The following is a 22,949-nucleotide window of genomic DNA, read 5'->3' as shown; positions in this document are numbered from 1 at the left end:
ACAGGTATCCTTTACCTATCAGGGGCAGGAGCATGATGGCCTCCGGGACATTGACCTGACCATCGCGGATGGGGAGTGTGTCCTGCTCTGTGGGCGCAGCGGATGCGGCAAGACTAATAAAGGGTGGAGAAGGTCCGCATTTTTCTATCAGTCTTTTGAAGGAAGAATCTCTCTGCAGAGGTAAGAGAATTGCGGCAATTGCTCAATGAAGGGTTTCCAGCGCCTGCGGATTTCAGCCCGTTCCAGAGGATCTGCGTTCTCCAACCCGTGGTCATTGTCAGTAAGGTATAGGACATCGGTGGCTATACTCTCCAGGCACTCACGGCATAGATCTTCTGCGGACTCAATTCGCCGGCCGGTATCCACATAAAGCGGTTCGAGGCCGATGGCCAACCAAACATAGCCAACCTTATCTGACCAAAGCAGCTCGTAGTCTGGACACTGCTGAAGGTGTGCGGCGAAAACCATTTGCACCTTATCAAGTTCCTTTTTCTCGGCTTCTGTGTAGCTCATGACATTTTCCTCCTGAATTCTTTGTGCTCCTCATTGTGAAGAAGAGGCAACTCAGCCGTTGCCTCGATGCTCCTATTATAACTTTGCACCAGTCCTGTCGTAAAATCAGAAACAGGAGAAATTAGTAATAATAAACGCCGAGCATGGGTCGGATGTGACGCAATGCTCGGCGTTTACTTATTCAGAAAGATTGATGCCCAATTTCTCCGCAATCTCTTCGGGCTTCATCCCGCTTTTTTGCGCTTCTTTCAAAATCTCCTGGATCTTTTGCTTTTTAGTCTTACGCGGTTTCCGTGGCGGTTTTGGCGCAAGGATTTCTTGTTTCTTTCCTTCTAATACCTTGATTCGCTCCTGGGCAGCCGCAATTTTTTCATCAAAAGAGGCGATAGCGGACTGTTTCTTTGCTTCGAGTCCTTCAATGCTCTGGGTGATTACTCCGATTTTGGAGTCAATCTCTGCGGCTCTTTCCTCCGGTGTACGGCGTACACGCTTGGTTTCAGAATCAGCCATTAAGCTCACCAGTCCTTTTCGGTTAGTTCCAGTTGGTATGTTCAGTATAGCATAGGGAAACAGAACTCACAACTTTCATTTCTCCGTATTGCAGAAAATTGAATGAGAGTAGGGGAGAGGGGACTTCTCCTTGATGACACCCTTTGACAATGAAATATTATGCTTCATGTATTTCCCAGAATGGTATGTCAGGTGATCCGATATCCGTCTTTTGTCAGGGCCTGAATGAAATTAAACCATTCTTCAAGGGATGCAAAGCCGATCTCTTGATAACCTGGCCTTGGCTGGGTCGATACTATTTTCTCTTCCTGTGAATACCAGACATATACCAATACTTCTTTAGCCTGTGTATCTTCGCTCTGCTCTAATTCTTCTTTGAACGCATAAAGCGCACGAACACTATCCGCTTTTCCTTTTGTTTCTCGAAACTGCTTTTGGAGTTCAATATATTGCTTTAGGTATTCGTTCATAGACACATCCTCCGGCTCAATCCCACCAGAAGTACCAAACAGTGGACTGCCGCAGCACATCGGCCAGAGCGCCCACGGTGGCGTCCTCCGGCCCCTGGTCAATCACATCGGGGCAGAAGCCATACAGTTCCACTGCTGCATCCATAGCCTTCTCCTCGGAAACGGGAGCCGGGAGCAGGAACTCCAACTCGTCGTGGCTCATGGCAGCGGGCACCGCCCCATGCTGTTCAAACCAGTATTTCGCAACTGCCATTAACTTCGGCGTGTTAGGACATTCATTCCAGCCACCAAAGGGCAGATAGGCAAAAATCTCCCAAGGATTCTTCACGGGGATTTTAGCCAGAATGAGAGGATAGGTCATATTATTATCGGAGTTCCAGTAGCTTGAAAAACGACGGTTATCATATCCGCCCTCCATCTCGCCCAGGATCTCCTCATCCCAGTCCATATCGTCATCCTCGGCTTCTTCCTTGCGCTGCCCAATCATTTCCTCCAGGACTGCCTTACTGTTCTCGACAGGGGCGGAGAGCATTTTCTTCCGGTATTCGGCAACTTTGTCCGGGTCGAAAGCATAGTCGTCCTCGCCATCACTGTCCGGGTCAGAATTCATAATCAGGCATTCCCACAGGATTTCGTCATCCGCCTTAATCAGAACCGGCACAAAGCCCTCTTTGACACTTTCCCGTTTGGCATAGTTGTATGCCGACATGATGGGGTCATCATCCGTCATTGAGGGGAAATAGGTACATTCACAGCCCAAATACTTCATGATGGCTTGAGCCAAATCGGAAGGCTCCAAACTGTCCTCGTCAAAATCCTGTCCCTGCCAGTTGACGAATCGCTTTTCCATGACCTTTGCCATAGCCTGATAATACTTTTCATCAAATGGGATGAACAGATAGGCTTCATTCTGGAACTTATCGGAATAATATTGCTCTGAACCGAAATACTCCAGGGCATAGTTATCAATGTCGCTGGGGAAGTACGGGCTGTCCGCCTCGCCATAGTAATATCCAGCAAAGGCTGCGCCCTCCTTGTTGAACAGTGCCCCAAAGAGCTGTCCTTTCAGCTGGTCCCGGATAAAGCCACGCAGATCGGCGCGGCTCAGATCTGCCATAAACGGCTGCACCTGTTCCCAGTACCGCTCCATAAATTCCGCGCTCATCAGATCATGCTCCATGCACCAGCGCAGATAGATTGCCATGTGGTTGTATGCATTGATCTCATCCACCGGCAGGCCCTTTTCCTGAATGGATTCCAGGTGCCAGGCGGCATCGTCCATATCGCCGGTGAACTCCTCCTCTGCAAGCGTTCCTCTGGTAATGGCATTCTGTCGGGTGGGATTGACCACAAAACTGATGCCTGCCATCTTTTCCAGCAGAGCGTCCGCGTCATGCTCCATCTTATACTCCATCTCATTATGATAGAGCGGGATCACCTGATAGAAGTTGACCTCCTCGCCGCTTGGCAAAGTGCAGACTTCGCCTCCGTTCCAGACAACATCCTGCGGGCCCACCAGAAGTGCGCCGCAGAGCATCGTGTTCTCCGCAAACGGCGACTGCTTGTCCATCGTGTGACCAAAGCCCAGCCAGGTATCACCGGAAATCGGCAGGCGGGCCAACACCTTCAAGAGGCCAATAGGCCAGTACCACCGCTCATCCTTCAGGGATTCCTCATCCAGTTTCCAGTCCGGCGGCAGAGCGATGGCCAGCTCCGCCCGCTCCAGCTTGTATTCCGCCAGCTCCTCCGGTACGTTCATCCGGTGGGCGCCCATGCCCATGGTCACCAGCGTGTAGTAGTCCCGCGACTCAGAGGGTGGAACAACGCAGATGTCCACATGAATGTCGGGGGAAACCAGCTCATGGAACACATTCTCAAACTCGCCAAAGGTGTTTTTGATGTGCTGCTCGATTGCGGACATCTCATCTTCTGTATAAACCTCCGGGCCCCTGCTATCCGTCGAGGACCAGATGGCATCTGCCTTTGTGCCGTCTGGATTCAGGAAAATCTGAAAATATTGCTCCTCTCCAGGCTGTTGATAGACAAGACCAATGTGGCGGGTCTGGTCCACAAACACACCTGTTAGAATGCCCTCTGGTTCTCCTTCAGGGTTGTGGGTCAGCCATTCCCCGCTGTCCAGCCGTTCCTTGAGCTGCCGTAGCCATTCCGTTCCCATCTTGGAGAGTCCGGCTTCGTTCATACGGAAGGAAAGCTCCACGAGGTGTTCCTTCACCGGGTATCGGAATTCACAGCAGGGGGCATTTTTCTCATAGCCATACCGCTCCGGGCAGAACAGCTCATAAAATTCGGCAAGTCCCGCTTCGTCCACCCGAATGCAGGCTATGGCGCATTGTTTATCATCCGCATTCTCGTCCAGTCCCCGCTGGAGCGTTTGGTCAGCATCGGGATTGATCCAATGATATTCCATCTGTTCCAGGGTGGCTCCGGCTTTGATCTCTTTTTTTAAGGTCAGGAACTCATAATCTCCCGGTTCCAGTTTTAACCCTTGTTTGACGGCATCCAGTGCACCCGCTTTATCGCCAAAATGCGCCCGCAGCTTGCCCACCTGCAGCCAGACCCAGGGGTAGTCCGGCTCCTCCTGGGCGCCCCGCTGCGCATATTCCAGTGCTTCTTCCAGCCTGCCGCAGTACATCAGCGCCACAGAATACCGGTAGTACCAGGTGGCACAGCCTGCGGCGTTTTTCTCCGAATCCTTCATCCACTCCGCGGCACGGTAGTAGTGGATATAGTCATCCAGATTGTTGCTGGCGAAGGAATACCAGAGGGCGATCTGCAAATCCTGATGGGCCTGTTTTTCGGTGAATCTTCCTTCTTCTACGCCGCTTTTGATAAAATCCTCCAGCCAGCGGAGCATTTTCCCAAAGTAGCCGGAAACTCCTTCATCAAAGGATTCCAGCGTTTCAATATCTTCTGCCGAGAGCAGGGAGCCAGTTTCCTCATGAATATCAGGCTCTATTTTCTCCTCATCCAGCAGCGGCACACCGCCCACGTCCCGCCGAAATGCGTGGAAGTGGGCATAGGGCAGGTCGCTTCCCTCAAAAAATGCCTGTGCCGCTGTTAGTACAGCGGGCAGATCCCAGGCGATAAAATCCAGATACCCGCAATACAGACCAGTGGCCCCACCCAGAAAGGTTACGGCTTCCTCTCCTGCATCCCGTAGGATGGCATCCCGCAGGTTATCCCGGAAATCCAGAATGGCTTTCACTCGTTCCTCACCGGTAAAACCGGACAGCGGGTACAGGAGGAATCCAGCGGCAATGCCATCCTTGTGGTACTCATCCACCATATCACTGCGGGCAGTCAGGTAGTCGTTGATGAGCACTGGCAGGCGGCAGCTTCCAGTATAGACATCCAGCCGCCAGTCAGCCTCCGGGTCCTCCACCGGTTCCAGTTCATAGGCAAGATAACTGTTTTCCAGGTAGTCGCTGCCATCCCGCCAGAGAGAAAGCCCCATGCTTTGCAGCAACTCCGGCAGTTCAGAAAGCAGCTTGGCCGGTTCGTCTTTCGGCTGAGCATAAACATCAAACCCAGCAACAAAGGCGATAGCGGAAACTTCTCCGATAGTTTGATCCACCAGCATAGAGAGTGCCCACCAGACCTTGTCTGTGTCCTCTTTCAAGATCGGGGTCAGCTTTTCACAGTAAAGGACCAGACTTACCTGATGATCCTCTGTTTCCTCTGCCCACATCTGCACATCATCAGCCCGAACTTCGATCTCTCCAGCCCGCAGCTCGAACCCCTCACAGGGCTGGCGGCCTACCCAGATATTCCAATGCTCAAGCACCGATTCCGGGGCCTGCTTCTGGAAGTACACCAACGGGAACAGGCGGGAGCGAAGCCCCTCTGGACTGAGGATCAATTCATGCTTTTCGCCATTGAAGCCCAGTTCAAAGGAAGTATCACGCAGGGCCGTCTTGAGTGCATTCCCACATTTTTCAACCAGTTCTTCGCCGCGCTGGTGTGTTTCGTCAGTATCTATGATTTGACGCAGTTCTGCCTCAATTTGAGAAAAGGCTGCCCATGCGTCCTGCGTCCTTTCATGGAAGTTCTTTTCAAAGCGGGGCAGGGACAAACGACGGCGGCAATCGTTTATGTACTCCTGAGTATCTTTGTCTCCGGGGCGGGCTTTCAGAGCCTTTTCAAAGTAACGAAGGGCGGGGCCTTCCTCATCCAGAAAATAATAAGCGGAAGCGATCCGATAATTCCAGCAGTGATCTTCGGCAAAATACTCCTCATGGGGAGCCAGAAGTTCCAGCGCCTTTTCAAAAGGCTCCCGTTCTCCTATATGTGCAACAGCAATATATGCCTTGGCCAATTCGCTGTCCAGTTCCGGGGTGCGCTCCTCGGCAGGAATCACTTCCAGGGCGTCGATTACCTTCTGCGCTTCATCCTGTTCAAACCATTGCTGGCATTGTTTCAATAAATCCATATCATGACCCCCTCGTTTATGATTGAGTTTCTAAATAGAATCCCCATACGCAGTTGGAGAACTCTCCAGCGGCAAAGCGGTAATTCTGCCCGTCAATCTCCACCTGCCAGACCTCAAAGGTATGGTCTTGGTGGTAGATCGGGTCTTTGACTTTTACTCGCTTGCCGGTGGTTTGCCAGTCGTAGTCAAAGATGTTCACACCGAACAATTTGCATTGACCGTCTGGGCCAAAGGTTTCATATTTCCAAGCCATGTGATGCCTCACAATCCTGTCCGCTGCCAGCCGTTCAGCCGCTCCTGCACCGCGTCGATCATCCAAACCTCGCCCACATGCTTCATGAGGAAACGGCGGTCAAAGCCGGTATTTTTCTCTCTGGTGTAGATATAGAGCTTGTTCTTGGTGATCTGCTCCGCGTCAAGGAATTCTTCCCCGTTGTAGGTGCCCTGGGCGCTGTATGAGAGGGCCAGAGGCCGATAGCCCAGACGGGGCTTTTCGCTCACATACTTCTCCCAGATCGCCAGCAGGCGGGGCACAGCCTCGGCATCTTCAAACCCAACCTGCTCCATGTACTGCTCCCATTCTGTCATTTCGGCAAAGAAAGCGGACAACACACTGCGGCATTCCGACGCTGCCTGCTCATCCAGCTGGACGGGCTTTTTGGCCTTTTCCCGCTGGAGCTGGGAGAAGTGTTCCATCTGCTCCTTGCTAAATTGCACATGGGCCACCGGCTTGATGTAGTTGTTGCCGGCGACAGCCAGCAGTCCATCATAAGTAACAGCAGTGTGGTCGATCCAGATATGAGAGAGCTTGGGGATGGAGGCTGCCTGGAGCAGACCGGCATCATCCAGCCCAGTGTGGTCAAGGGTCAGCAGGTCCAGCTTACAGCCTTGTAGGGCGGACAGGCCGCTGCCGTCGATCCCGGCGTTCCCGGTCAGCAGCAGGATGCGCAGCTTGGGCATGGCGGAAAAAACGGGGAAACAGGCGTCGGTGAGGGTGCCGTTTTCCACGCCGAAGTTGACCATGCTTTTATGCCCGGCAAAGGGGGCCAGCAGTTCATCCGTCACCGGATACCCTTTCACATGGAAGCCCACCAGGGTGTAACCGGCCAACCGCTCCATAATCTCTGCGGTCAGCTTCGGAATATCAAATTTCTTTTCTCCATCTAAAGTTAGGACACCGTTTTCCCAATCCGCTGTTCGTGTCCGTTTTGGCCATTCCATGGTTTACCTCCTTACTCTTGCGCTCTATCTATTACCATTCTCCACCCGGATGTCTGCACCCGGATAACAGGACGGAAAAAGTCATAGTCATTGTGAATCTCGTTATCTTCCCGAACCTCCGGTTTACAGTGAGGGGAACAGGGTAAATATCCAAGCAAAGGACCCATGCCACCGCAGACATTGCAGCCACCGTCACCGCCGCAGGTGGTCAATGTTTTCCCGTCTACCAACTCTCGCTTATAGGGGTCGTAGGCAATAGACAGACCAAAGAAGTTAGCCTGCTCCATGTTGTATGGCTTGCCCTGATCTTCCTCGCTTTCAAAGTGGTGCAGATGCATGGAGTAATCCAGTCCATCTCCCCAGGGAAACAGGGTGCGGCATCCGCCTCCGCACAGATAGGCCCACTCATCCGGCGTGGGAAGGCTGGCTGCCACCTCCCACAACAGGGATCGCTGAAACTCTGGGTAGGTCATTGGATGGCACAGCCACGCTCGCCAGCTATCACCATTGCGTTCAAAGCGGACAGTTTCATGTATCTCAAAACTCTGGCTGTTCTGGCCCGCCCACTTCTGCAAGTTCTCCAGCCAGTCGGGGTGGGCGGTGATGCGAGGGTCGTTCATGGGTACACTTTCCCAGCCGATCTCCTCCAGCTTTCTGCCCACAAACATGGGGCCAATGGTCACCTGGCGTACTGGGGTCATACCCTGCCGGAGAAATTCCTCCGCAGTGCCCTCATATTCGATTTCCGCAAACATATCCGCCAGTTCCTCTTGGTTGGCCTTGTCCATCCCTTGGACAAAGCCCTCCCAGCCAAGAATCACGGTATCACCTGGGACAAAGACAAACTCCCGGCCACCTTTTTCAAACAGGCCGGTGGTGCAGCTTTGTCCCCAGCGGGAAAAGGCGTATAGTTCTTTGAATGTCAAATTATAACGAGTCGCCAGCGTCTGCATCAGCCAGAGCTTATCTGACAGCTTTAATGTATCAAATTGTGGGCGAAATAAATTCTCGTTCATAACAAGACCTCTTTCAATTTGCTCCGGCAGACTGTGATTCCTTTTCCACAAGGCGAACCGCCTCCGTCAACAGCTTGGGAAGCTGATTTGTTTCTGTCGTTTCATACTGCTGGACTGGATTCGCCCAATCGAAGTTATGAATGACAGAAATGATGTATCTGTCCTGATACCAGCCCATATCCAGCAGAAAGCAGTTCGGATATTCCACTTGCAGCATATCTTCTTTTCGCGTGGCATCCAGAAAAATGACCTTTCCAGTGTCAAAATCCATCTTTGACCAGACTTGCACGGCAAAATTCCTCCTCACGATTCTCTGAAATGCTCCAGGTACAACTTCCGCACGGAATAGGGACCAACAAGGGTCGTTTCCTTTCGGCCATCCCAGGAATACACATGAATTTCGCCTTCATCCCCAATGTACCGCTGTTCCTCAAAGGGTGCGGGAAAGGGGAAGCTTTCTACGATGCTCCAGTCAATCTTGGGCTTCAGTCCATCAAACTCCTCGCGCTTGAGCCTTTTGAAATTGAACACTAAGGCCGCTCCAATTCCATCGAAAAGCAAATCTGCGTATTCTCTGGGGGTAATATTCTCGCTCACATTGGCAGCTTTGATGTCCACATTCAGAACCTTGTCGCCGCAGTTTGTCCATATTTTATTGGGAGAGAACCAGGTAGTCCGATCTTTGCCGCCTGCAAAGTCCTCGCGGAAATAGCTTCTGTTGGCGCTGTCCATCTCGACCCCTTCCCGAAGCAAGCCGTTGTATGAGGAAAGCGGAAAATATCGGTGTTTTGCCGGGTCAAACTGGTCAAACGAAATGTCCAATAGATACCCATACTTCTCACTGCGCATAAGCTTGTGTGGCTTCAGAATATTTTCTTCGATGAAACTCCAAATGTACTCGTCCACATGAATAGATACACGAGGGCGACTGAATAATGTGATTTTGTAGTGATCCTCTCTGTCCATTCTCTCCGTATTGAACCAAATACGATGAATTTTAACCATAGTTATCCCCTCGTATGATTTCTGCCAACGACACTTCTGTTTCCGCCTAAAAAAGCAGTTCACCGAAAAACAGTCTAAGAACCACGGCAGATAATGTTTCAAGCTGTGGCTTGCTGAGAGGAGTGTAGTGAAGGACGATTTCCCCATACAACTCCGTGTTGATGTGGTGTTCTTCCAGATACCGCAGAACCTTTCGGTTGTTCCACACGATATTTAGACGAAACCTGGTATTATCAAGGGCATATTCAAAACAGTCCGGGTCAATCAACTGACCATTGGCTGGATCATTCATTTCCAAGCGGAGTGCATCCGCGCCGGTCTTGCGGGAGAGTGTAAAGTAGCCATCCTCCAGTTCAAAGGACAGGCAGGACAGTCCTTCCTCATTGTCCAGCTCCCAAGTCATTCTTTTTGCAAATAATTCCATCATTTTACCTCAGACTGCGTTCCAGTCGCACAACATTTCATTCTGCGTGACCCGGCGCAGTTCGTCCCGTACCTCCATTAGAGCAAAGCCCAGTAGGTTTTGCCCCCGCCACTTCATCGGGTCCTGCGCCTCGGGGGAGCTGGCTGCGAGACGAATACCCCAGATGTTATCATAGGGACTGGCCTCCACCAGCACACTATCTCCGGTGGAGAGAAGAAATTCACGCAGGTCGCGGTTCTGGCTGAATTTGCACCAGTTGCCATTCAATACAATGGCGTATTTGAACTTGTCCCATACCTTCTGATCAAAATCCCGCACCTTGCGGCCCAGGGCCTTGATCTGTTTAGGGTCACTACACTTCAATATCTGCTCCTGGATTTCACTATCGCCAAAGAGCTCCGCCTTGGCCGCCATCATATACTGCTCCATACAAAGATAGGTATTGGCAATGGACCAGAAATCCTCCATCCACCACTGGCTGAGGCAGCTTTTTGTCAGCTGGCCGTCCTCGGAAGGCTGATGGCCCCAGAATAAGCAAAATTCCCGCTTTCTCCCAGCGGCAAACTCCTGCTGGAGCCACTGCCGGGTGTATTTAGGGATTCCTTCCGGCTGCCACGCATTCACCCAGAAGTCCCCATGTTCCAGCACTTCGCTGCTATCTTCATCATCCCACCAGCCCTTCCAGGTCACCGGCTCGGGAAAGAGGGTGCGGTATTCCGTCCGCTCATCCGGGGAGAGGGTGTCCAGCCAATCGCCAAATCGGTATATGTAATCCTCCCCGTAGCCCATGCGCCAGCCAATAGAGTATCGCTCGATCTCCCGGTGGGCCAGCCAAGGGGGAGGCATTATTTTCTTTTCCTGTAATGCCATATCATTTTCCCTCGTCTCACAGCAATTAAATTCTTCTTTTCCTACTCTTTTTGAAAAACATACTCAGCCCTCATAACTACTCCAAGGTCATTTCACAAAGAACCAGCTTGTCTTTCTCATCGCTGAGAAATGCCCGATTTCCCCATACATCCAACACATGGAAGGAAGCGTATCCACGGGGCATGGCAAGGTCGATCAGCACCAGATCCGAAAGGCGCAGCACCTTTTGTTTACCCTTCCAGTCATCATTCTTAAAAATGGGAGATAGGATCAGGCAAGTCCTGTCACCGGAGAATTTTCCGCGCATCCCGTGTTTTCCGGGCAGGCGGCTTAAATTATCTTTGCCCCACAGTTTCTTTTTGAATAGTCCGTTTTCCTCCAGTTCCAGATACCAATAGTAGCCCATGAGAGAAAGACCCGCCGGATTGATGGTGCTGCTTTCCAAAAAGGCATAAAACTGTCCATTCTGTTCCAGTATGGAGCCAATCATAGGATAGTTGTAGTGAAAGTCTGCTTGGGCAAAATTTCCGCCAGCACGCTCTACAGCCGCCAAATGGGTCTGTCGGGTTCCTGCTTTGCTGTATACGCAAGAGCCGCTTTCTGCCCAGTGTGCAGTCATGGTTTCAAAGTCTACCGTCAGGCTGGTAAAACTGTTGGTCGCATCAGCGGAGTTGTCCACTCGGCACACAATAGGGAAAACGCCCTGGCTTCCGGTGACTGCCACCGGCTTGGGAATACCCTGGGCACACCAGTTATCCATGGGGATCGGAATCCACTCTCCATCCATCTGCGGCATCCACCAAAGGGATTTACTGGCCGGGCAAACCAACAGGATTCCTCTGTCGCATGAGAGCAAGACTGGATCTTCCCAAACATCTTGCTGCTCTTTCGGCTCCGGGCTGGGAATCCACCTGGAAACTTCGCCTTTGACCCACAAAACGCCGCTGCACTTTTGCGCGAGATGATAGGTCCAAAACACAATTTCATCCTCACCGCGGGCTACCATACCCTTGCATCCAGTCGGGCTGTATTTGAAGGAAGTTCCCGTCAGTTCAAATTCCTCGAACTCCCAGTTCTTTATCACTTTTAGTTTCGCTTTCATACTTTCACCTTACAGCAAGTCTACCTTGATACCGCACCGTTCCAGAACCGGCAGCACCTCTTCCGGCTTGGAAGACATGAGAGTAATATGTTTGAGATTGGGGAACTGGCGCAGTTCCGCCTCCGTAATGGTATTAAGATCAAAGGCTCCATCCTCGCCATCCCAGAACGGACAGAGCTGGGTATAAATCTCGCTGCCGCCATCCATCTCGATCTCTGTGACCGACTGGGCCAGCCGCTCCGGGACAGGGTATTGTTCCAGCCACTTTCGAATCTCTGGGATGGGTTCATACCCTTCCGCGTCAATGTCGATCTTGCGTCGGCTATACTCTCTGGCAAACTCATGTGCATCCAGTTTAGGAGCCAGTAAGCCTTTCTCGTACATCAGGACTTCCATAACCGCCAGCTTGAAGTTGAAGCTGGTAAAGGTGAGCACTGGTTCCGTCGGCTTGGATAACTTGTATTTCTGCGCTTTCGCCGCCTTATTCTCTGGCTCTTTCCAGCTGATCTGTACCATGGCGGAGAGGGCCTCCAGCTTTGCTTTCTGCGCTGATTGCTCCTCTGGAACAGGACCCGGCAAGCGGGTATAAACGGTAAAGCCGCCTAATTTGAGGGTATGGGCAAATCCGGCGAAATCCTTCCAGCTGGCCTCTCGGTAGTCCTTGGACCCGATCCAAACTGCTCCGTCAAATGTCTGCCGGACCGCATACTCTCCCTGTGCCGCTACCCGGACACCAAGGGTTTTGATGGTCTGCTCATCTTCGTCCAACCAGCCCTGTAGTCCAAGCTCGTCCCACAAAGCAAGTGCCTGGGTATAGGGACTCTCTCGGCCTGTAATGGGGCTTTTTCGTGTTCCATTTTGCAGGACAATGTGGGCAGGCCCCAACTTTTCCGCCAGCTGCGACAGAGTAAGCGGCGGCGTAAATACCGCCCCCAGGATTGTCAGGCTGTCTTTTTTGAGAATGATTTTTCGCTCCGTGGCCTTGGACGGTAGAAAGATGGGCAGATTCGGGTACACTTCTTTGTACTCCCGCCATTCCAGCTTTTTGGGCTTGTTTGCCGTCCGAAGGAAGCCCCAGAAGTCGATGGGATAACGAAATACCGGCCCAACCCTGTCCCGCCGGGTGACGATGACCACCGTGCCATCGGTGAGTATTCCAATGTGCTGCATTTTCTCCCCGCCGAACATTTCCGGACGGATACGCAGCACTTCACGGGTGTTCCTATTGATGAGCTGGGCAAAGTCATCGGAGAGGATTTCGCCGTTTCCCTGCACCAGCAGCCAGTCCCCGGTAAACCAGCGTAGTTTCAGCCCCTCGCCCATTCCGGGCAGGGGGGCGATGCGGCACCGCCCGGTGTCCATGTCCAGTTCCAGCAGGCATTCTTCCATCCGCCCCTTGCCACTAACTGCGTGGATCATGGTAATGCGGCCTGTGCCGGGAACGGGAACGGCCTCGGAGAGATGGTCGTATCCGTCCAGAGAGAAGGTGTGTTTTGTTACCTTGCCGTTTTCCCAGCGGTAAATCTGCCCCATGTACCACTCGTTGGAAAAGTAGACCCGGCCCAGCCCGTCTGTCACGATGCCACAATGGTATTTGGTGCTCCATCCATCTTCCGGCAGGGGCCAGTTTTTCACATCCTGACAGGTGCCCCGGTCGGTGAGTTCAATCCGTGTGGCGTTGGTGGGATCGCCCACCCAGAGGGAATGGTCAGCCCAGCACAGGGTCCGGGGCGGACCGTCATATCCAATGGGGGACGGCTCGAACCAGTTGAGGGTAGCCGGATTCTTGCTCAGTAATGCCCGCCCAATAGTCCCGCTGCCAGCGGCTCTGGACGCGGCATAGAGTCCATTTTCTGCGGAATAAGTGAGGCACCCAAGGTGCGGCAAATTGTGGGCGCGGGTCACCTGGGGCGGACGCTGGCGCAGATCGGCCACACAGCCGTTTTTCCATTCTTCTGCATCCTGGTTTTTCCATTCGCCCGCCGCAAAATCACCCGCCAGGGAGTTGAAGAAATAATCGTACTCATCCTGAAGTATGTATTCCTCGCAGGGCATTAGCTTTCCAGGGTCCTGCTCCTTGGCATGGTCGCCCCATTTTCGTCCTTGCTGTTTCATCAGGTGACAATATTGCCCCTGCTTTTTGCAGTAGCGTTCCCATTCGCTGCGTTCTTCCTCTGGGATCAAGGCAAACAGATACTCGTCCTCATCGTCCAGGTTATACAGTGCCCAGCCGAAGGCAGACAGCTCCTGCCCCAACGCCGCCGCCCCTTTTTCATGGGATAGTTTCATATATTGAACGCCAACGGCATCAAAGCGTTCATCCAGCAGCGCCGGGACCTGTGCGCCCCATTTCCCTCGAAGTTCCGCCAGAGTGTCCTGTAGGGCTCCGTCAAATTTCAAAATGTCCAATGCGTCTGCGATTTGTTCTGCAAAGTTCAACACCAACTGCCCCCCTTATTCCGTTTATTCTTCTATTTCTTCCGCTTCCGACAAGCCATATACATCCGTTGGCGTATCCCCTGAAAACTCAACCATAAGTCCAAATGGCTCCCCCACAGGAAGGGTACAAATCTCAAAGTGCAGGCCCCATTCTGTCTCATCATAAAACAGAAATTGCGGCTGCTCGGCGGGAATCTCCGTTTCAGGGAATGGAGCGCGCTGCAATCCAAACTTCTCAGGGCTTTTACCAATCTGCGCCTGAATCTCATGCTCCGCTTTTGAAAGATACTCCCGCCAGTTTTGAAGCACAGAACGGATAAAATCCAGGTTTGCCGACTGAAGTTCAGATGTGTTCAAAATAATGGAAAACAGGATCTCTGTGTCTGCGATTCTTCCAGTCCAGCAGTGGATGGTCCCTGGTCCTTTCTGAAAGGTCAGTGCTCCCAATCCCAAATCGGAATGTTCAAAAAACTGTTCCATATCATTCTTGCCCCAATCCCCAGGTTACAGCGACAGCCATGTGGTCAAAGCACTAATTTCCTCCCGCAGCAATCCGGATTTCCCAGCGGCGGCAAAGGCTTTTTGGATACTGCCATAGCGCCGCCCGGAGCGGTCTACCAGCTGGAGCGCGGCTGCCTCCAGACCGGGAATTGCCAGCACAGCATCTGCCAGCGCCTGGGCGGAGAGTTTATCCCCGATCAGAGAGGCGGCAAAGTAGCGCAAATGGCTGTGAGAGAGGGCGGACAAATCGCTGAGTTTATGCAGTTCATAGAGTTTCAGGGCATAAAGGGAAGGAAGCCCATCCAGAGCCGGTAGTTTCTGCACAGCTGGTAGTGACTGGAGATAGAGTTTCTGAAGCCGGGTCGCCGGAGTCAGGAAAGGGGTGAGATCTTCCGTTTTCCGCATTTCCTCCAAATGGAGATTGGTAATGCTGGAGAGAAACGGGGTGATGTCGCCATTCTTTTCCCCACGCAGGTGGAGAACACGCAGGCCGGGGAGAGAAACATTGTCCCAGGAAACAGGGGCCGACAGCCATAGGGACAGTGTATGAAGCTGCTTTAGCTCGGAGAGAACTTCTACACCCTCACATTTTTCCATTAGGGTCAGTTCCTCCAGATTGGGATAATCTCGCAGGAAGGACAGATTCACCTTCCGCTCTCCCGTCACAGACAGACACCGTACCGCATCTGGTTTTAGTCCATTCAGATCAATCTTTTCTCCGCCGCGCCAGAAAACTGCGGTGCAGTATGCCTGTTCCATTTTGCTTCTCTCCTTATTCTGCTAATGTGATTCAAAATTAGTATCCGGTCTTTGGAAATATACAACATGGTCTACATCTTCCATGTATTCCAGCATTTCATCTGTACTATGCTGAATCTTGTATTCCAGTTCATTCTCTGTCAGAGGAATCACCTGATAAAAACCGACCCAACTTCCATCTGAGAGCTTACAGACGGCAGCACCCTCCGGCGCATCCTGTACGCCTAAAAGAACACACCCTGCCAGCAATGTATTGTCTGCGTATGGTGTTCCGTTTTGAATAGAATGCCCATAGCCCAGCCAAGTGCTTTCTATGATTGGAAACCTCGCTAAATAGCGAAGCAACTCTACTGGCCAATTTTCTTGGCTTTCCTTACTTTCAGGGTTCCACTCAGGCGGAAGGCACATCATCAGTTCTATCCGAGAGGGAAGGCCATCCTCTTGGTATTCACTTGGGATCTTCATCGAAAACGCACCCATGCCTGTGGTTACCAAAGTATAATAGTTATGTTCCTCATGGGGCGGAATGATGGAGACATCAACATGAATATCTTCGCTGAAAAACTCATGAACCACTGTTGTGGCTTTTCCAAAATATTTTTCGATATGGTTGTCCAATCGTTCGAGTTCATCGGGACTATATAATGCTGGATTCTCCAAATACTTTCCAGTAATCATTGATCACACACCTTACTTCTTTTCTCGGCTTACATCATCAACACCAGTAATCATTAAATTCTTACCAAAACAGTCCTATTGTACTCATGCCAGTTCCGCATCCAGAATCTGCAACTGTTTTCCTTTATCATTCACATAGTAAAGTGCAATGTAGTCAATGCCGTCCCGTTTGACCTGCTCCCAGGGCATCCGCTCACCGTTAACCAGTTCCACGGTATCAGCCTCGTCTACCTCGAAGCTCTCTTTTTCATCCTCATAGTCGATATTGTAGCCCAGTTCCAGCACCAACTTGGAGGCAGGGATCTCATACCGCTGGAGGGGGCGATGCGCCAGCTGGGCTGGATTGTGTTCATCGCAGAACATATTATCATAACCATGCTGCCCACCGTCGAAGATGACGAACTCCTCGCCGCTCTCTGGGTCGCGGGCTGCCACCAGTCCGGGGGTCTCGTCTCTATCTATGATATAGGATTGGGACTCTCCCTTCACTGTGAGCAAATCTCCGTAATACCACACTTCCAGCAGTTCATTTCCGGCAGAGGAGCAGAGGGTCACGGTGGGCAGGCGCTTTTGTTTCCGTTCTTTGACATGGCCCTCCAGCCAGGTAGGGATTTGGGGAAAGGAATCCCGTTTCTTCTTTTTTCGTGGTGATGCCTGTGTATCGTTCCACGGCTCCATATCCAGAATGATGATCCATCCGCTATAATCGCTGTAATTCATTGTGGTGTGCGCCCGGATATAATCCTCCCCCCAGAGGGCCACATCCGCCTTACTATACCAGGTAGTCTGCGTTACACCATCCTCATTGGTAACATCGCAGCAGAGGTAATCTTCTGCTTTCCCGTTTCTCAACGCTATCATACGAAGAATTTCGGTATCTTCCGGGGTGACTTCATGAAAGTTCAATTTTAATGCCATAGGGGAGCCTCCCTGTATCAAAAGGTGTCGTAGCCAACCTTCGGGCTTGGCACGAACTGCTCGTCAAAGGACACATTGAGATAGAGTTCCCCAGCCGGAGAGTCCCCAGTATCGTAGCAGAGGGAAAATGTCCCGTAGCAGCCGGACTTGTCTATCGTGATGTCGGTCAGGGGCAGATCGGGGATGTCCTCATCATCAGGGAATTCTTTCTGTAAGATCTCGTGGGCCTGCCGGTCCAGCTCATCCAGTTCCTGAGCTAATCGCTCCCAGAAGGGCATTGCCAGAATCTCTGCCTCGGTATAATCATTGCAGTTGATATGCAGTTCCTTATCTGCCCGGTGAGCCGTAAAGTAGACCCCGCAACTCATTACCTCCCAGTTATCCGCATTCCATAAAGATAAGAGTTGATCTTTTGTCATTTGTGTTCTCTCCTTATTCCTCAAACTCGCCCTCAATCATTCCATTAAGATATTTTCCGGGATCAGCAATAAATTCCTCCCATTTGGCTAACGGATGAAACTCCTTATGCTCAATGTCCAGATACCAGAGTTTCTTATCTCTGGGACTCCACAGCAGCAAATAGTCGCTGTAATTGTCCATTTTCGCCATAAGGGAGAGCAACTTTTTACGTTTCCAGGTCATCTCCTGTAAATCCATGTAGGGGTACAGTTCCGCCCATTTCACCAGTTCCCGATCTGGAAATTCCAGACGCAAGGGGCCGGTCTTTAAGTATTCCACCAGCTTGGCAGGCAGCTTGTAAGGCATGAGTTGACGCGCCTTTTCCTGTTCGTTATGCCATTCCTCCGGCTCCAGAGCTTTTAAGTAGGCGGCCATTTCCTGATTTTTGTTCTGTACTGCCACGGTGTAGGGCCGGTCACCGTATTTATCCGGGATGGTGATGTCTGCACCCTGTTCCACAAGCCAGCGCACCATAGAAAAATCGTTGTGCCATGCAGCTTCAGTGACAGGAGTCGAAGCGTAGGGAAACACCATATCTGGCTTGTGATAGTTGATGTCCGCCCCGTTTTGAATCAGATACTCCACCAGCAGCTGATTTCCATGGCTCGCCATACTGCGCAGGGCTTCACCGCCGTATTGTTTCAAATCCATGCCCATCCTTTTCAAAATGGGGAGTACATTAGGCTCATCCCGATCCACCAAGTGGAGAAACAGCCTGCATATATCCCTTTGCGTTGCGGGGATTCTGACTCCCACATCTACCAAAAAGGAAAACAGGGTCAGGTCTTGACTGCGCAGGGAACCACAAAGCAATTCTTCCGGGTTATGGGTCAAATCTGCTCCGCATTCGATCAGGAGCTGTACCATGTCCATCCGATTTTCCAGTACAGCCAATTCCAGCGGAGAGGCTTCGTCATCCCGCGGCCAATCTCCAATCATTACCTGATAGCATTGTGGCTCATTGGGAGAATGCCCTGCGTGAAGCAGGGAACGAATCGCCTCTATGTCACCACTTTTGATGGCAGCCATCATGGGAGGTACATTTGAATAGCTTACTTCACTCATCCGAGTCCTCCTTATAGTCTATTGAAAAATTTCCTGATACCTTTCTCTCAGTTCCTTCGGAGCCGTCTTAATGACCTTGCTGCCGCCGTTTTCAGAGGCTTGCCCCCAGATGGCCCAGAGTAGGCTCTGCCAAGCGATGGCCCGGAATTTCGGGTCTTCGTTTTCTTCCGGCAGGAGATAAGCGGAAAAGCGTCGCTTGACTGCCAGCAGTGCATCCAGGCTTTCCTCATTGGCGATCAGGCTGCGGAATTCTCTGGCAGGCTCCAGCCACTGCATGGACAATGCGCCCCGCACCAATACCCCCAGCGTCCATGGTTGAAACCCAAACTTTCGGATCAAGGCATGAAGGAATTTCCCTTGCAGGGAGGAGTGCTCGTCGTCGCAGAGATCCAGATACTCCGTCACCAGCGGTGCCCACGGTTCTCCCTCCAGCCCCAGGGCAAACACGGCGAAGGTTCCGGGCATCGCACAGGCTTCATCTGCGAGGTTTTGGTACCACTCAAATTCCCGCATAGCCAGACGAGCGTATCGCGCCATAGCCGGATGCAGATTGGGGTGTTGCACAGCACAGGCAAAGAGCTGATTGACGCCCTTTTTGGGCAGACCGGGAATGGGCAGATAGAGTTTTTCCTTCCCACGGAACTCCACCGAATAACTGCGGGGAAATCCCTCCTGCTCCAACACCGCACACAGGTAGTCCAGGATTTCAGCATAGCACTCCTCCGTGGAGTCCCTGGCGGTGATGCGGATGGTAGCAAACACATCATTGGCCGATGCGGTGAAATGCTCCGTCTTACGCCGCTGGATGTCCTTTGGCAATTTGCCGCTGCCAGCTGTTTTCAGCTGCTTCACCATATCCGGGCGAAGCTGGGAAACCAGATCAAGGTAGTGTTCGGTTATAATCGTATTATCGCTGGCCCCATACACCGTATAACAGACCGCCACATAGCAAGTAAAGCGCAGCAGGTTCTCGTCCACATCCTCCGGACGCAGCTCCGGCCATGCGGTACAGAGCGGGAAAGGCGAAAAGTAGTCCTCATTCTCTCCAATCTCAAAAAACCTCTCCTGCACCTGGTGTTTGATGTATTTTCCCAAGGTGTGGCCAATCTCCCTCCAGCCCACCAACCGCCGCAGGGCATCGCAGAATGTAACAGCTTCCTCATAGGGGAATCCCTTCAAAGGCAGTTTGGACAGATACCGCTCCAGGAGCTGGCTGGGAAGAAAGGGCGTTCCGCTTTGGTTCCGAACGACCACCGGATAGCCGGAATGGTTTTCTTTTGCAGTTCCATCCAACACATCCTGGATGCACTGATCGGCGTGTTCCAGCACTTCGGGGTTCGTATCTGGTTTCTGGATCAAATAATAACGACCTTGTACGCCGTCGCGTTTCGGCAAACTCATAGCAGGCCACCACTTCCTTCCAGGTTCTTCGTTATCGGAATAAAAATCTGTCGGTAAAGTTCCTTCAGTTCCTCCGAAGCTGCTTCCACCACTTTCTGACCACCCTTGGCGCTGGCTTTGCCCCAGATCACATAGCAGACCGTTTCCCATGCGTATTGCAGCACTTCCTCCGGGCTGGCTTCTGTTTCCTCGGCGGGTTCCTCGTCCTCGTCATCATCCTCGTCGGAGGAAAAACCGCTTGGAACGATCTCGGACAGGTGGATTTTTGCCTCCAGCAGAGCGCCCAGGCTTTCTGCATTTGCCATCCACGCGGTATAGTCCTTGGAATACTTCATGTTCTGCATGGACAGCACCCCACGGACAAATACAGGGACGGTATCGGCGGTAAATCCGAACTGTTTCACATACTCCCGGAGGAATTTTTCCTGTAAGTGGGAGTGCTCATCATCGCAGAGATCGAGATAATCCCATACCAGCTGCCGCCACTCTTGCCCCAGCATTCCCAGGGCGAACACGGCAAAACTTCCGGGGAGCGCGCACTGCTCATCGCTGAGATTGGTGTACTGCTCATATTGCCGCATGGCAAGCCGGGCGTACTGTTCCATCAGGGGGTGGAGGCCGGGGTACTGCACGGCACAGGCACAGAGCTGGTTTACTCCCTTTTTGGGCAGACCTGTGATGGGAAGATACCTCTTTTCCGGTCCTCTGAACTCCACCGCATAGCTGCGGGGAAAATCCTCCTGCTCCAGAAGCTCACACAGGTAGTTCAGCACTTCACGGCAGCATTCCTCTGTGTTGTCCCTGGCAGTAATACGGATCACAGCAAAGGCATCGTTGGCCGATGCGGTGAAGTGCTCTGTTTTTCTCTTTTGCAGAGAGATCGGCAGCCTGCCGGTCCCATGTTCCCGGAGCTTTTTCACCATATCCGGACGGACTTTCTCCACCAATCCAAAGAGGTAATTGGCGTCCAGATACTGAAAGTCCATACCATATACCTTATAGCTCACCGCCACATAGCAGGCGAAACGCAGCAGCGGCTCCGGGACCTGCTCTGCACGGATACCTGGTTTTAGGGAATACTCCCGATCCCAGAAGTGGTCATCTTCATTGCCTGTCACGATAAAATATTTCTCCTGTAGCTCCCGTTGCAGCATATCAAGTAGATGGTGGTCAATTTCACCCCACCGGCTCTGGCGGCGCAGGTTTTCGCTGAAGGCGATGGCCTTTTCCGCGTCAAGGGTCTCAGCCCGCTGCGCTTCGGTCCATGTCCGAAGCAGTTGCCACACCTCAAAGGGCGCGCCTTCGCTGCTGACCACTACCGGAGGCCAGAGAGAATCAAGCCGCGTGATTCTCCTGTCAATGGCATCCTGGATGCACTGGTCAAAGAGCGGTTGCAGTTCTTCCTGTACCTCGGGCTTCATCCAGTAACAGCGCCCGTCCGCACTATTTCGTTTTGGTAAATTCATATCAGGCCACCTCTTTCCGAACAATAAAAAATGCCCCGCGACACCCTGTCATTTGGACAGGCTGACGCAGGGCGTGAAAAGGCCGCGAGAGAGGAGCCACATCTACTGCCAGATGTGGTTTCCTCAACAGACAAGATTATTTCCTCATATATCAAAGATGCAGTGCATAACTGCGCTGGCTTTTCTTTCATGGTATGACCTCTTCAATTATAATCATGCCCAAACACTGAGCCAGTTGAGGGCATAATTTAAGCAAATTATATCATATCAATTAGCATTCTGGAAGATATATTTTGATTGACTTGGCAAATTAACGCATTGTTAACCGACGTGACTTAGTCTAAAAACTTTTTCAATTTATAATTCGCTAATCCATGTACTACGTATTAGCGTTTCTGTTTAGATGTGCCGCTAATCCTTATACTAATTACAAACGACATAGGAAGGTGAGGCAGAGAGTAAAATGATTGATAAGCGTATTGGTGAGCGAATTAAGCAATGTCGGGAAAGCTTGGGATTGACACAAGACCAATTTGCTGAGAAGCTTGGTTTGACAACGAACTACATTTCCACGGTCGAACGAGGTGCTTCTTTTCCCCGATACGAAAAATTGATCGCCATTATCAACGGACTTGAAACTTCTGCGGATGCGATTTTCTGCGATGTTATAACACATGCTATCGAATACCGATCCGGTATTCTTTCTGAGAAGCTGAAGGAGCTCCCGTATGAGGAGCAGCAGCGGATATTAGAAATTGTAGAATTTTTGATTCAACAGGCAAAAAGAAAAGAAGGCTGACTTTTTTGAGGGTTGCAAGAATATCTTGCGGCCCTCGATTTTTTTCGACACAATTATATATAGTGTATGCTATACTGTGTATGAGCGACATACAATAACACGCTAATACATAGGAGGAGATAGAATGTTGTTAAAGAGGTTTCATTTCAGAACTTCTCAAAATAAGCGCACCTGTGCATTTACAGGTCATCGCCCTCAAAATCTTCCATTTCGGTTTAACGAGAGCGACGAACGATGTGCTGCGTTGAAGTCCAAGCTTCGTGAATGCATTGTGAAAATGATTGAAGAAGAAAACGTCTGGCATTTTATTACAGGCATGGCCATTGGAGTGGATATGTACGCTGCCGAGATTGTTCTTCAATTAAAAGCGATTTACCCCCATATTACATTAGAAGCGGCAATTCCTTGTGAAACACAGGCTTCCAAATGGTCAGAACCGCTTCGAGATCGGTATTTTAGAATTGCCGAGATGTGCGATAAGGAAACCATGCTTCAAACGCACTACACATCTGATTGTATGATGAAAAGAAACCGCTATATGGTAGAACGAGCAGACCTAATTTTAGCTGTTTGGGATGGAAGCCCAAGTGGCACAGGCATGACAGTAACCTACGCACGTTCTTCAGGAAAAACTGTGTGGACGGTGGATCCTATCACACTTTCTGTTAGTATTGCTTAGTATTTCCGCAGACCCTGCTGTGAGAAAGAGTAACATAGTAACATGAAAACAAAAGAGCTGGGCAACCCTGTTATGGGTTGCCCAGCTCAGTCTGTCGAAAAAGTCCAGCATAAGCTGGGCTTTTTCGTTCATAAGAGGTAAAATAAGTAGCAGGTGGTGAGAAAGATGCTGGAACGCGGGAAAATGGATCGTAACGTAATCGAG

At 51.3% G+C, this 22,949-nt stretch carries 23 protein-coding genes; 2 read left to right on the top strand and 21 right to left on the bottom strand.

Annotated features, from left to right (window positions below):
- Nucleotides 1-147: 147 nt before the first annotated feature.
- From B5G40_RS12920 to B5G40_RS12820, 21 genes are all read right to left on the bottom strand, one after another.
- A complete protein-coding gene (locus B5G40_RS12920) occupies nucleotides 148-513 on the bottom strand; it encodes a hypothetical protein (RefSeq protein ID WP_087399877.1) in 366 nt (121 codons plus the stop codon).
- Between the two features lie 177 nt (nucleotides 514-690).
- Nucleotides 691-1,023, bottom strand: a complete 333-nt coding sequence (locus tag B5G40_RS12915; protein WP_087399876.1) for a hypothetical protein — start codon at nucleotides 1,021-1,023, stop codon at nucleotides 691-693.
- Between the two features lie 188 nt (nucleotides 1,024-1,211).
- Entirely contained in the window at nucleotides 1,212-1,493 is a 282-nt protein-coding gene (locus tag B5G40_RS12910) for a hypothetical protein (protein WP_087399875.1), read from the bottom strand.
- A 16-nt stretch (nucleotides 1,494-1,509) separates the two neighbouring features.
- Nucleotides 1,510-5,943, bottom strand: coding sequence for a suppressor of fused domain protein (locus tag B5G40_RS12905; protein WP_087399874.1), 4,434 nt, complete (start codon nucleotides 5,941-5,943; stop codon nucleotides 1,510-1,512).
- 16 nt (nucleotides 5,944-5,959) lie between these two features.
- Complete coding sequence (locus B5G40_RS12900) at nucleotides 5,960-6,196, bottom strand: hypothetical protein (RefSeq protein ID WP_087399873.1); 237 nt, start codon at nucleotides 6,194-6,196, stop codon at nucleotides 5,960-5,962.
- Between the two features lie 8 nt (nucleotides 6,197-6,204).
- On the bottom strand, nucleotides 6,205-7,164 hold the full coding sequence (locus tag B5G40_RS12895; protein ID WP_087399872.1) for an NTF2 fold immunity protein: 960 nt from the start codon (nucleotides 7,162-7,164) through the stop codon (nucleotides 6,205-6,207).
- Nucleotides 7,165-7,175: 11 nt separating this feature from the next.
- Complete coding sequence (locus B5G40_RS12890) at nucleotides 7,176-8,180, bottom strand: hypothetical protein (protein WP_087399871.1); 1,005 nt, start codon at nucleotides 8,178-8,180, stop codon at nucleotides 7,176-7,178.
- Nucleotides 8,181-8,193: 13 nt separating this feature from the next.
- Nucleotides 8,194-8,469, bottom strand: coding sequence for a hypothetical protein (locus B5G40_RS12885; protein WP_242959429.1), 276 nt, complete (start codon nucleotides 8,467-8,469; stop codon nucleotides 8,194-8,196).
- A 14-nt stretch (nucleotides 8,470-8,483) separates the two neighbouring features.
- On the bottom strand, nucleotides 8,484-9,185 hold the full coding sequence (locus B5G40_RS12880; protein ID WP_087399870.1) for a hypothetical protein: 702 nt from the start codon (nucleotides 9,183-9,185) through the stop codon (nucleotides 8,484-8,486).
- A 46-nt stretch (nucleotides 9,186-9,231) separates the two neighbouring features.
- Nucleotides 9,232-9,609, bottom strand: a complete 378-nt coding sequence (locus tag B5G40_RS12875; protein ID WP_242959428.1) for a hypothetical protein — start codon at nucleotides 9,607-9,609, stop codon at nucleotides 9,232-9,234.
- Between the two features lie 9 nt (nucleotides 9,610-9,618).
- The gene (locus B5G40_RS12870; protein WP_087399868.1) at nucleotides 9,619-10,479 is read right to left on the bottom strand and encodes an NADAR family protein; all 861 of its coding nucleotides are present in this window, start codon (nucleotides 10,477-10,479) and stop codon (nucleotides 9,619-9,621) included.
- Nucleotides 10,480-10,555: 76 nt separating this feature from the next.
- On the bottom strand, nucleotides 10,556-11,581 hold the full coding sequence (locus tag B5G40_RS12865; RefSeq protein ID WP_087399867.1) for a hypothetical protein: 1,026 nt from the start codon (nucleotides 11,579-11,581) through the stop codon (nucleotides 10,556-10,558).
- A gap of 9 nt (nucleotides 11,582-11,590) precedes the next feature.
- Complete coding sequence (locus B5G40_RS12860) at nucleotides 11,591-13,981, bottom strand: DUF6892 domain-containing protein (RefSeq protein ID WP_242959427.1); 2,391 nt, start codon at nucleotides 13,979-13,981, stop codon at nucleotides 11,591-11,593.
- 63 nt (nucleotides 13,982-14,044) lie between these two features.
- Nucleotides 14,045-14,500, bottom strand: a complete 456-nt coding sequence (locus B5G40_RS12855; protein WP_087384885.1) for a hypothetical protein — start codon at nucleotides 14,498-14,500, stop codon at nucleotides 14,045-14,047.
- A 24-nt stretch (nucleotides 14,501-14,524) separates the two neighbouring features.
- Nucleotides 14,525-15,280 carry a hypothetical protein gene (locus tag B5G40_RS12850; protein ID WP_087399865.1) on the bottom strand — a complete coding sequence of 252 codons (756 nt, stop codon included), beginning with the start codon at nucleotides 15,278-15,280 and terminating at the stop codon, nucleotides 14,525-14,527.
- A 21-nt stretch (nucleotides 15,281-15,301) separates the two neighbouring features.
- Nucleotides 15,302-15,958 carry a suppressor of fused domain protein gene (locus B5G40_RS12845; RefSeq protein ID WP_008394719.1) on the bottom strand — a complete coding sequence of 219 codons (657 nt, stop codon included), beginning with the start codon at nucleotides 15,956-15,958 and terminating at the stop codon, nucleotides 15,302-15,304.
- Nucleotides 15,959-16,042: 84 nt separating this feature from the next.
- The gene (locus B5G40_RS17385; RefSeq protein WP_087399864.1) at nucleotides 16,043-16,876 is read right to left on the bottom strand and encodes a hypothetical protein; all 834 of its coding nucleotides are present in this window, start codon (nucleotides 16,874-16,876) and stop codon (nucleotides 16,043-16,045) included.
- 17 nt (nucleotides 16,877-16,893) lie between these two features.
- On the bottom strand, nucleotides 16,894-17,244 hold the full coding sequence (locus B5G40_RS12835; RefSeq protein ID WP_242959426.1) for a hypothetical protein: 351 nt from the start codon (nucleotides 17,242-17,244) through the stop codon (nucleotides 16,894-16,896).
- 64 nt (nucleotides 17,245-17,308) lie between these two features.
- Nucleotides 17,309-18,400, bottom strand: a complete 1,092-nt coding sequence (locus B5G40_RS12830) for an ankyrin repeat domain-containing protein (protein ID WP_206407243.1) — start codon at nucleotides 18,398-18,400, stop codon at nucleotides 17,309-17,311.
- Between the two features lie 18 nt (nucleotides 18,401-18,418).
- Entirely contained in the window at nucleotides 18,419-19,801 is a 1,383-nt protein-coding gene (locus B5G40_RS12825; protein WP_087399863.1) for a DUF6138 family protein, read from the bottom strand.
- Entirely contained in the window at nucleotides 19,798-21,222 is a 1,425-nt protein-coding gene (locus B5G40_RS12820; protein ID WP_087399862.1) for a DUF6138 family protein, read from the bottom strand. The genes B5G40_RS12825 and B5G40_RS12820 overlap by 4 nt, the downstream gene beginning before the upstream one ends.
- Nucleotides 21,223-21,730: 508 nt before the next feature.
- On the opposite strand from B5G40_RS12820, the gene B5G40_RS12815 reads away from it, so the two are divergent.
- Nucleotides 21,731-22,066, top strand: a complete 336-nt coding sequence (locus tag B5G40_RS12815; RefSeq protein ID WP_087399861.1) for a helix-turn-helix domain-containing protein — start codon at nucleotides 21,731-21,733, stop codon at nucleotides 22,064-22,066.
- A 124-nt stretch (nucleotides 22,067-22,190) separates the two neighbouring features.
- Nucleotides 22,191-22,745, top strand: a complete 555-nt coding sequence (locus tag B5G40_RS12810; protein WP_087399860.1) for an SLOG family protein — start codon at nucleotides 22,191-22,193, stop codon at nucleotides 22,743-22,745.
- Nucleotides 22,746-22,949: the final 204 nt, after the last annotated feature.

This window comes from Flavonifractor sp. An9 (assembly GCF_002161245.1).
In the GTDB taxonomy this organism is placed as follows: Bacteria; Bacillota; Clostridia; order Oscillospirales; family Oscillospiraceae; genus Flavonifractor; species Flavonifractor avicola.
Note: the sequence above shows the minus strand (reverse complement) of the source record. Positions and strands in the feature narration are given on the sequence as shown.